Raw genomic sequence first — 242 nt, 5'->3', positions numbered from 1 at the left:
CCCGGTGAAGTGGAGATGGTTTCCACGAAAGCCGCGGACACCTTCAAAAGCATGGCCGACGCAAAGGGCAAGACGCTGGGCGTAACGGGCCTGGGCTCATCGACGAGTTTCCTCACGCAGTACCTCGCACAACGCGCGGGCGTGCCGTCCACGCAATACACGCTGCTGCCGGTGGGCGCGGACAACAGCTTCATCGCGGCGATCAAGCAGAACCGGATCGACGCCGGCATGACCACAGAGCC

At 63.6% G+C, this 242-nt stretch carries 1 protein-coding gene; it reads left to right on the top strand.

The features are described 5' to 3' along the window. On the top strand, positions 1 to 242 hold a 242-nt coding region (locus SB753_RS40675; RefSeq protein ID WP_410805626.1), incomplete at both ends, for an ABC transporter substrate-binding protein.

Origin of the sequence: Paraburkholderia sp. SIMBA_053, from assembly GCF_046534895.1 — a bacterium.
Classification (GTDB): Bacteria; Pseudomonadota; Gammaproteobacteria; order Burkholderiales; family Burkholderiaceae; genus Paraburkholderia; species Paraburkholderia caledonica.
Note: the sequence above shows the minus strand (reverse complement) of the source record. Positions and strands in the feature narration are given on the sequence as shown.